The sequence below is a fragment of the Herbidospora sp. RD11066 genome (assembly GCF_054661255.1).
Window position 1 is genome coordinate 379,677 of sequence record NZ_BAAGDO010000008.1, and the last position, 9,465, is coordinate 389,141.

Below are 9,465 nucleotides of genomic sequence, written 5' to 3' on the forward strand. Positions count from 1 at the left end.
CGATCGGGAGCAGGTGATTTCGATGAAGCGCCACCAACCTGGCGACGATTCTACGATGCCCGTTCCCTACATCACCGCGTACTCAGGCGAGACCGACCCATCACCGCTCATCTTCATCAAGAACCACGTTGGCGCGCTACGGCTTGCCTACGAGCATGCGCGTGACGACGACAGGCGGCTGGGAGTGCTCCGCGCTCGCGCCGGTCAATCGCGTGAAGGCCGGCCCATCTGGGGCTCACCCAACGCGCGCCGCCAATGGGAGTGCATGGAGAACCTTCTGTGCCAGGTCTGTGGCTGTCCTGCCACGGACTACAAGTCGGGAAGGGTTCCATGGCTCGTAACCGACGAGGTTTTCCGCCGTACAGGGATCGACTGCGGCCAGACCGCCACACCACCGACCTGTCTGGACTGTATGCCTGTGGCGCTCTCCTTCTGTCCTCACCTTCGTGACGCGCCGGCGGTCTACATGGTGGGCAGGCCAACCCGGTGAGCGTCCTCGCCCACGTCTACACGCCCGCAGCGGACGGCTACGCGGCTTTCACCGGCGAACACGACGTCGAACTTCCCCTGTCGGGAAGCGATCTTCTGTCCTACGCCGTCGCTCACCAACTCGTGGTGTCCATGAACGAGATCACGCCAATCTGGCGGGTTCGATAGTCCTCCGGCGGGGCCGCTTCGAGGTCACCGCTCAGGCAGCCCCGCCGGAGCACCACATCTCAGTAATCATTCGTGATCTTGAGTGCAGTGATGATCGTCTGCGCGGCGGTCTCGACATCCATCAGGTGCGTCTCAACGCAGAGATGGAATGGAAACCCCTACGAGGGTTAGCACCCTCGACGGAGTCATACCGGCGAGATGTAATGCGGGCCATGGATTGCCGAGCGCATCACGGGTTGTGGCCCCTGGTGGGATGCTGGCTGGCGCTCGAGGTGCGTCGCCGGTGGCGGTCCCTGGTGGTGCTCGGGCTGCTGGTCGCCTTCTCGGCCGCCGTCGTGCTCGCGGCGGTCGCGGGCGCGGTGCGCGGCGTGACGGCGACCGACCGGCTGTCCGCCGCGACCGGTGCGGCGACCGTCGCGATCCGCCCGTTCGCCTCCGACGACCGTTTCTGGTCGATGGTCAGGGCGATGGACGACGTGGCGGCGCTCACCACGTTCCCGGCGGCGGCCTTCGCCGTCGACGACCGCCCCGACACGTTGAGCGGCCTCACGCTGCCACCCGCCGACGCCGATCTGTTCCGGACGATCGAAACCCCGGTCGTCCTCGAGGGGCGCCTCCCCGACCCCGGCCGCCTCGACGAGGTCGTGGTCACCTCCCAGTACGGCAAACACCCCGGTGACCTGGTCACTCTGCGGTTGCTGACCCCCACGCAGGCGGTCGCCACCAACAGGGTCGGCGGGGGAGTCGTCCCGCGCGGCCCCGTCGTGCCGGCCCGCGTCGTCGGGGTGGTCCGCTCGGCCTGGTTCGCCGACGATCCCGGCGGCCGAGGCGGCGTCATCGCGTCCCCGGCGCTCCTGGCCCGCTACCGCGCGAACCTGCTCGGACCCCCGGAGGACGAGGGCATCCCGATCGTCGGCCTGGCCCGCCTGACCGGCGGATCCGCGGCGATCGACGCCTTCCGGGGCCGCCTGAACACCGCCGCCGGCATGGACGTGGACGTCCAGGACATCGACGCCACCCTCACCGAGCACCGGCGCCGCGTCGACCGCACCGAGTCGACCAGCCTCCTCATCTTCGGCGCGGCCGCCGCCGTGGCGGCGCTGGTCCTGGTGGGCCAGGCGCTCTCCCGCTACACCACGACGGCCACGGCCGAACTGACCGCTCTGCGCGCCGCGGGCCTGACCGTCCGCCAGCACGTGGCCGCCGCCTCGGCCGCCCCCACACTGGCCGGGGCGGTCGGCGCGGTGGTCGCCGTCGGGGGCGCGGTTGCCGCGTCGTACTGGATGCCGATCGGCAGCGCCGCCCTGCACGAACCGGCCCCCGGCGTCCACGCCGACCCGCGGATCCTGCTCCCCGGCGCACTGCTGACCATGGCACTGACGGCGGCGGGATCGGCGGCGAGCGCGTGGGCGGCCCAGGCGGGCGGTTCGAGCGGGACCGGCCGCCCGTCGGCCGCCGCCCTCGCCGCGGCCCAGATCGGACTGCCGGTACCGGTGATCACCGGAGTGCGGTTCGCGCTGGAACCCGGCCGGGGACCCACCGCCGTGGCGGTCCGCCCCGCCTTGGCAGGCGCCGTCGCCGGAGTGCTCGGCGTGGTGGCGACCCTGACCTTCTCGGCGGGCGTGAGCGAGGCCGCGGGCAACCCGGCCCGCTTCGGCCAGACCCAGCAGGTGGAGATCTACCTGGGCTTCGGCGGCCAGGACAGCGTGGCGGCCCGCCCACTGCTGGAGACCATCGCCCGCGACCCGGCGGTGGCCGGAGTCAACGACTCCCGCAGCCAATGGGCCGAGTCCCAGGGCCTCACCTTCGTCGTCCTCACCCACAACCCGGTCGGCGACCCGCTGCCCTCGGTACTGTCCCAGGGCCGCCTGCCCGCCGGCGTCGGCGAGATCGCCCTGGGCACCGCGACGGCAGCCAACCTGCGCGCCCAGGTGGGCAGCAGAATCGTCGTCACAGGCGCGACCCCGCGGACCCTGACCGTGACGGGGATCGGATTCGTCCTCGCAGGCCTGCAGAACACGTACACCGAAGGGGGCTGGATGACCGCCGACGGTTACGAAGACCTGTTCGCCGGAGCGCCCCTGAACTACCTGTGGCACGTAGGCCATATCGCCTTCACCCCAGGCGCCGACCAGGACGCCGCCCTGGCCCGCCTCCATGAGCTGGTGGTCGTGCGCGACCAGGTGGGCTTCGTCCCTCCCGTGGCCCGCCCGGGAGAGATCGCCGAGATCGGAGACGTGGCGGTCCTGCCGATCCTGCTCGGCGTCTTCCTCGCCGTACTGGCCACCGGCGCCGTCGGCCACGCCCTGTCCATGGCGGTACGACGCCGCCGCCACGAGGTGGCGATCCTGCGTGCCCTCGGCCTGACCCGCCCGCAGGCCCGCCAGATCGTCTTCACCCACGCGGCCGTGCTCGCGGCCGTCGCCCTGGCTTTGGGCCTCCCGCTGGGCGTTGCCCTGGGCCAGGCGGTATGGCGCTTCGTGGCCGAGACCACACCCTTGCAGTACGTTCCGCCGTCCACACAAGGGACGTTATGGCTGGTCATCCCGGCAACCCTGCTCCTGGCCGCCCTGCTCGCCGCCGCCCCGAGCAGAACGGCGGCGAGGCTACGGGTAGCCGAGATAGGCACTAGAACGGCCAGGCAGGAGTGACGTACGGACCGGCCGAGGACCGCAAAGCGTCCCCGGCCGGTGCCGGGCAGAACCGATCCCGCGCCGGGAGCGCCCCGGTGGCCAGGAAGGTGTTCGTCGCCTCGTCGGCGCAGCTACCCAGCCCGAACACCCCGTGACCGCCCTGATCGACGGTGATCATGACAGCCCGCCGCCCCAGCGCCGCCCGCATGCCACGCGCGGCACGCAGAGAGGTGGACGGATCACGCGTGTTCTGCAGGATCAGCACATTGCGCGGCCCATGATCGGAGACCGTCACCGGCGGCTCGATCGGCCGCGTCGGCCACGCCGCGCACGTCCAGAAGTTCGACGGCATCCCCGCCGTCAGGGGCCACGCCCGCCGGTCGCCCGCGACGTCCCGGGCGTACAACGCCACATCGCGCGGCCAGGCGGCGTCACCGCAGACCACGGCGTAGAGCGCGGCGACCTGGTTGTCCGCCGGCACGCCCGCCGCCCCGGCCAGGCCGCCGACCGTCAGCCCACCAGCGGAGAGGGCTCCCGCACCGTCCACCGCCGATCCCGTGGAGACGGCCTCGGCCACCTCCTGCCAGACCCCGGCCAGGGTCGGCAGCGCGAAGTCGAAGTAGAGCAACCACCGGGTGACCTCACGCAGCGCGTTGCCGTCGAGCTCCGGCCCACCCGGATTCGGCAGCGGCCGCTCGTCGAGCGCCGAGGTCAGCCGGTCGTACGTACGCCGCACCTCATCCGGCGTCGCGCCGAGGTGGTAGACGGCGTCCCGCTCGGCAGCGAAGGCGAGCAGATCGGGCAACCGCAGCGCGACCGCCTCACTCCAGGTCCGGAACATGTCCCGCCACACCAGGTTCGGATCGGCGGCGCTGTCCAGAACGAACCGGTCGCTCCGGCCAGGGAACAGCGAGAGGTAGACGGCCCCTAGGTAGGTCCCGTAGGAGGTGCCGTAGTAGGAGACCTTCCGCTCGCCGAGCGCGGCCCGGATGCGATCCATGTCCCGAGCGGTGTTGGCCGTGGTGATGAACCGAAGCACGTCGCCGGAGTGCTCGGCACACGCGGCGGCGGTGGTCCGCGCGAAGGCGACATCACCCCGGATGTCACCGTCCGGCGCCGGATAGGGCAGCACCTGCGACCGAGGGGTCGCAGGGTCGATCCCACAGGTGACCGGCGTACTGTTGCCGACCCCTCGCGGATCGAACCCGACCAGGTCGTACCGCTCGAGAACCTCCGGTGGCAGCACCCCGGCCAGCGCACTGGGCAGGTCGAGCCCCTGATCGCCGGGCCCACCGGGGTTGGACAGCAGAATCCCCCGCCGGGTCGCGGCCTGCGCGGTCGCGACCCGGGAGATCGTGATCTCGATGGTCCGCCCGCGCGGCGCACGGTAGTCCAGCGGCACCTTCAAAGTCGCGCACTGCTGGCGCGGATCGCGCTCGACGCCGGGTTGCGGCGCCATCGCGCACTCACCCCAGACGGGCCCCGCCGTGCCCGGAGGCGTCGGCGCACCCGCCCCGACGGTGGCCATCGTGACCGCACCGACGATGAGCATTGTCAGACCTAATCGCACGAATACCTCCGGGATGTACTTCCCTTGGTGACGCGGACGGCTTTCCTTTCACCACCCACTGAACCCGCACGTGCCGCTTGGCGCGCGGCACGATTCGCGACTATTGCTCGTCGAGAAAGAGCTCTTCGATCGTCAGGTGGAACAGTTTGGCGAGCCGAAAGGCGAACGGAAGGCTCGGATCGAACTTCCCGGTCTCGATCGCGTTGATCGTCTGCCTCGACACACCGACACGTTGTGCCACGTCAGCCTGCGTCCAGGAGCGTTCGGCCCGAAGCTCCTTGATGCGATTCTTCATCGGTACCTGATCTTGCCGATGACGAAGGTGATCGAGTAGACGACTCCGAGGAGCACGGGAAAGAGCGCGATGTTCACGTCGTAAGCGATGAGCCCGGCGGCGTCCGCCACGACATAGGCGAACCCGCAGACCCACCCCACTCCGAGAGTGACCTCCAGTGCGTCCCGGAGGAATTTCCGCTGTAGTTCATCGATCCCTCGAAGAAAGCGCGCGAAGGCGACGATCCATCCGACGCCGACGACGAGATTGACGGCGACGGCGGCCCAGCTGGCCAGGGGTTGCCGCGAATCCCAAAGAAGCCCCGGCCCGAACCTGGCCAGGGCGAGCGTCGCCACCCAGGCGAGCGTCCAGAGCCCGAGCCGAACGGTCGCCTTGATCGAGTCCCCATAGGCCCCGGCCGCGTTGTGTGCTTGCACGAGCTGCCCTTCCTGCGACGAAAAGTAAAGTGTGCTTGACACGGTAGAAGGCGCCCGTCGCGGTGTCAAGCACACTTGACACCGACCAGGCTGACCCACCTGGACTGGGCAGACGGTCGCGCGGTGCGCGGTCTCGCCTCGCCTCGCTCGGGCTGCTTACGGGCCATCGGCGACCGAGAGAGCCTTGAGGCGACGCTGATGGTGCCCGGCGACTAACCCTCCGCGTTGGCTGCGGCGAGGATCACGGCGTATTCGTCGTCGATCCCTGTTCTTGCGGGTGATTTCGCGGCGCCATCCGAGACCTCACCGCCGACCCCGGGGCGAGTCATCCCTCCGTCTAAACGAAGGAGACCCGTAAAAGCCGCCGCGAAATTTCGCAGGTCGACCCAGGTAATGCCGAGTTGAGGCGTGAGGAGTAAGGGAAGCAGAAAAGCACTGGCTCCCCGATTGGCTCCCGTGACTCCGAGAGAAAGGAGGACACCCGGCGTACAGCATCAATCTTGTCTGGCATCCACCGCGCGGTTCGGGTGCGATGACGCCGGCCTGACAGCGCGGACCGCCTGGCGCAGACATGAGGTGTACACGGGTACGAGCGGAGCTGGACCGTGCGGGCGACAACGGACTTCCGCTCAGCCGATGTGTAAAAGCGTCAGGTCGATGAGGTCCCATATGCTCCGCCAATGGAGGCAGGCGAGATCACTCCGCAACCGGTTCCCCATCGTTTTGCCGATGCGGCCAGACCCGGCGCGGGCCGCCCTGCACGCGATTTTTGCCAGTGCGTCGGCCGCTCGGTCGCGACCCGGCCTGCGGCCGTCTCCTTCCACGAAGACCGGCAGGACACCGAGGCAGCAGGCTGGCAGCATCTGCTCGCGCGGATCGACGAGGCGGTTGCGGATGGACGCACGCTATTCAAGCCGTTCGTAGGTATGAGCGCTTCCGAGCGCCGGCAGATTGTCACGCTGCCACCAGCGATCGCGAACCTGACCGCCGTCAAGCATCTGGTGCTCTACGGCACGAATCTGGTTCGCATCCCACCCGAGATCGGGGCCATGACGAGCCTGGAGACCTTCGTGCCCTACACCTCACACAGACTGCACTGGTATCCATATGAGCTGACCAGATGCGCCAAGTTGGCCGATAGCACGGTGAGCACTCGCGTCCTCTACGGCAATTTCAAGTTCCGGCCGCCGTTTCCGAAACTGATGCCGGTGACCGGTGCAGAAGCGGCAGATTTCGCAGCGCTAGACCCGGGTGTCTGGGGCACCGACGCGGTGCGGACCTGCAGCATCTGCGACGGGCCGGTCCAAGATGAGCATTACCAGGTCTGGATCTCCCGCTGGGTGGGCACCGACGTGCTGCCGTTACTGGTGAACGCATGTTCTGCGGCGTGTGTGGCGGCGCTGCCAGAGCCACACCCGGGTTACGTTCCAACACCGCACACCGGCGGCCCGGACGTCGTGCAGCCGGCCGCCAAACGATGAGGTAGCGACCGCGATGCCGTCGCGAACCGTCACCGCAGACCACCAGTTTGCCTTGGCTTTGCATGCTCACGCTCTCGTTAGATTCGAGGTGAAGCGAAAGGTTCAGCGGTGGGTGTACCGAGCGGTGGTCCGGAAGTTCCCATGCCCAACAATCATGGCCACATCGGTGAGGGTTTAATCGTCGGCGAGTCGGTTGGACTTGAAGCTGCGGCGGAGGTTGTGAGTGCGGAGAGTTCCTGCCGGTGGTGTGACGAAGGTCCCGCCGATTCAATCTGGAGGCGCCCGAAGCTCCATGGGCTAAGCGGTGGAGGATTATGATGATGGACATCTAGCCATGGGCGTTGGGGTAATTTTCTGAATATCTCCAGTCTGAATCAACGATTTTGCAAAATCAAGGGTTGGCATCAAAAGCACGGCATCCCAGGGGTTGCTTTCGTCTAGAGAGCATAAACGTCTAGAGATAATTTCGTTCGGGTTGGCGAGTCGCACGCGACCATCAGGATACAGAAAAGTGATCTGGTGGTCGTCGGCGTTCGCCACGAATACGGCAGCCTCCGGCTCTTGTCCAATCTTGATCGCTTCGACTGGCAGTGCATTATTTGTTGTAACAGTGAGTACGAGCGCCCCACTAATGAGCGATCCTATTAGAATCCGTAACAGTGCCGGCGTTTGTGAAGAATAGCGTAGTCGCGTGGCAATGGTTTGACTGAAGCCAAGTGCGGTGAAGATGAATGCCGAGACTGGTGGCAGCACGACCACTGCGAGCCCGAGGAAGACTCCTCGTACGGAATTGCCCCATGGCGAGGTGTGGGTTGCGGCTATGAGGATCATGGCCACAATAATAAACATTGTTGGGAAGCTATTAATGAAGCTGGCGTATGCAAGTGCTGGTAGGTCAAGTCGGTGTGATAGTACGAGGAGAGTGTCTCGACTTCCTCTGGCCATAAATAATATTCGAGTTAGGCTGATCGCAATGGGGATTAAAATCAATATAAGCCCCAGGGTTCCGCCATGCTCTTTTAAGAAGCCGGTGATATCGTTCCGCTCATCTCCTTCGTCTGTTCCCTGTGCATTGCGCTCATCTCTTGCCTGCGTGTTGCTGTTACTTCCGGCTTGCTGTGGGCGGCTTGGCCGACGATTGCTGGAGCCCATCGATTCCTCCTCAAGAGAGATTCTCGCGCGAAGCGGTAGCATACATGGGCTGATGCGTCTTACGGGTGATTTCCTGGAGTCTCGAAGTGTCGACAATAGGCACATCGTCAAGGGAAATTTTCGGGGGCCGAAGTTGGAGGTCGACTAAGTGTAGGAATATACAAGTAGTAAGATCACCAAGCGAGCCGCTGCTTCTAGTAGCGCAGTTCGCCCGTATACCCGATCGGGACTCCTCGGTCACGGAATCCTCTTGTCCGGGTCAGCGGGGTATCGTTGGCCGGGCAGCTGAGTCCGATGTCGCGCAGCCACGTCGTAGATCCAGAATGGGCGAGGTCGTCATTCTTGAACACGACTCCAGCCCGTAGTCGGTTCGTATTCGCTGTTCCGGTTGCGTCGCTACTGACGGACAACGCCTGATCGGATACCGGCCGCGGCTATGAACTCGTGCTGTGAGAGCGCTGGCGGCGAGCTAGGTCAACATGAAATCAGCGCCGGTGCTGAGAGGGACAGCAAACAACCGCAAACAACGAAAGACCCAGGCTCTCACAGCATGTGCTGTGAACTGGGGCTCGGTTCGTATATGACCACGTCACCACTAGTGCTGACGTTCCGAGTTTCGAGGCGAAGCGCTAAGAAGCAAGCGAGCGGAGCGAGATCAGCCCGAGCGGAGCGAGGCCTTGCCTGGGAGCGCGAGGGGCGGAGCCCTTCGCCAGGAGCGCAGCGACCCGGAGCGAATGCGACGTCGGGGCCGCGATAGCGGACCAGGGGGAGCGTGAGGGGGCGAAGCCCCCTGTCATCGGGGGGTTCGGGGGGTCGTCCCCCCGTACAAACGAAGGAGACCCGCCGAAGGCGCTAGGCGCCGACCGCAGGTCTCCCGTCTCCTGGTGGACGATACAGGGATTGAACCTGTGACCTCTTCCGTGTCAGGGAAGCGCTCTCCCGCTGAGCTAATCGTCCAAGCAAACTTCCGAGCGGAAGACGGGATTCGAACCCGCGACCCTCACCTTGGCAAGGTGATGCTCTACCCCTGAGCCACTTCCGCGTGACGCCTCGGATTTACCTCCGCGACACCTGTCTTACTCTAGCGGACTTCACGACGTCTCGTGACGACCTGGAGGTGGAGACGGGATTTGAACCCGTGTACGCGGCTTTGCAGGCCGCTGCCTCGCCTCTCGGCCACTCCACCGAGCGGAAGACGGGATTCGAACCCGCGACCCTCACCTTGGCAAGGTGATGCTCTACCCCTGAGCCACTTCCGCGT

General features: G+C 66.2%; 7 protein-coding genes and 4 tRNA genes. 3 read left to right on the forward strand and 8 right to left on the reverse strand.

Annotated features, from left to right (window positions below; translation table 11 throughout):
• Positions 1-486 precede the first annotated feature (486 nt).
• On the forward strand, positions 487-657 hold the full coding sequence (locus tag ACYQ78_RS29080) for a hypothetical protein (RefSeq protein ID WP_459804130.1): 171 nt from the start codon (positions 487-489) through the stop codon (positions 655-657).
• 248 nt (positions 658-905) lie between these two features.
• Positions 906-3,308, forward strand: a complete 2,403-nt coding sequence (locus ACYQ78_RS29085; RefSeq protein ID WP_459804131.1) for an FtsX-like permease family protein — start codon at positions 906-908, stop codon at positions 3,306-3,308.
• On the opposite strand, the gene ACYQ78_RS29090 is transcribed toward ACYQ78_RS29085, so the two are convergent.
• The 3 genes from ACYQ78_RS29090 to ACYQ78_RS29100 all read right to left on the reverse strand — a co-directional run bounded on the left by ACYQ78_RS29090 (position 3,286) and on the right by ACYQ78_RS29100 (position 5,571).
• The gene (locus ACYQ78_RS29090) at positions 3,286-4,842 is read right to left on the reverse strand and encodes an alpha/beta hydrolase (RefSeq protein WP_459804132.1); all 1,557 of its coding nucleotides are present in this window, start codon (positions 4,840-4,842) and stop codon (positions 3,286-3,288) included. The two genes, ACYQ78_RS29085 and ACYQ78_RS29090, sit on opposite strands and share 23 nt — an antisense overlap.
• Positions 4,843-4,960: 118 nt before the next feature.
• Positions 4,961-5,155: a helix-turn-helix transcriptional regulator gene (locus ACYQ78_RS29095; protein ID WP_459804133.1), complete on the reverse strand. Its 195-nt coding sequence runs from the start codon at positions 5,153-5,155 to the stop codon at positions 4,961-4,963.
• Positions 5,152-5,571, reverse strand: coding sequence for a hypothetical protein (locus tag ACYQ78_RS29100; RefSeq protein WP_459804134.1), 420 nt, complete (start codon positions 5,569-5,571; stop codon positions 5,152-5,154). Before ACYQ78_RS29100 ends, ACYQ78_RS29095 begins: the two co-directional genes overlap by 4 nt.
• A 680-nt stretch (positions 5,572-6,251) precedes the next feature.
• Here ACYQ78_RS29100 and ACYQ78_RS29105 point away from each other — a divergent pair.
• Complete coding sequence (locus ACYQ78_RS29105; RefSeq protein ID WP_459804135.1) at positions 6,252-7,052, forward strand: hypothetical protein; 801 nt, start codon at positions 6,252-6,254, stop codon at positions 7,050-7,052.
• Between the two features lie 312 nt (positions 7,053-7,364).
• Here the strand turns inward: ACYQ78_RS29105 and ACYQ78_RS29110 are convergent, their stop codons facing one another.
• The 5 genes from ACYQ78_RS29110 to ACYQ78_RS29130 all read right to left on the reverse strand — a co-directional run bounded on the left by ACYQ78_RS29110 (position 7,365) and on the right by ACYQ78_RS29130 (position 9,463).
• Positions 7,365-8,204 carry a hypothetical protein gene (locus ACYQ78_RS29110; RefSeq protein ID WP_459804136.1) on the reverse strand — a complete coding sequence of 280 codons (840 nt, stop codon included), beginning with the start codon at positions 8,202-8,204 and terminating at the stop codon, positions 7,365-7,367.
• 882 nt (positions 8,205-9,086) lie between these two features.
• Positions 9,087-9,161: transfer RNA gene (locus tag ACYQ78_RS29115), tRNA-Val, on the reverse strand.
• A gap of 13 nt (positions 9,162-9,174) precedes the next feature.
• A tRNA-Gly gene (locus tag ACYQ78_RS29120) sits at positions 9,175-9,246 on the reverse strand.
• A gap of 70 nt (positions 9,247-9,316) precedes the next feature.
• A tRNA-Cys gene (locus tag ACYQ78_RS29125) sits at positions 9,317-9,390 on the reverse strand.
• A 1-nt stretch (position 9,391) separates the two neighbouring features.
• A tRNA-Gly gene (locus ACYQ78_RS29130) sits at positions 9,392-9,463 on the reverse strand.
• Positions 9,464-9,465: the final 2 nt, after the last annotated feature.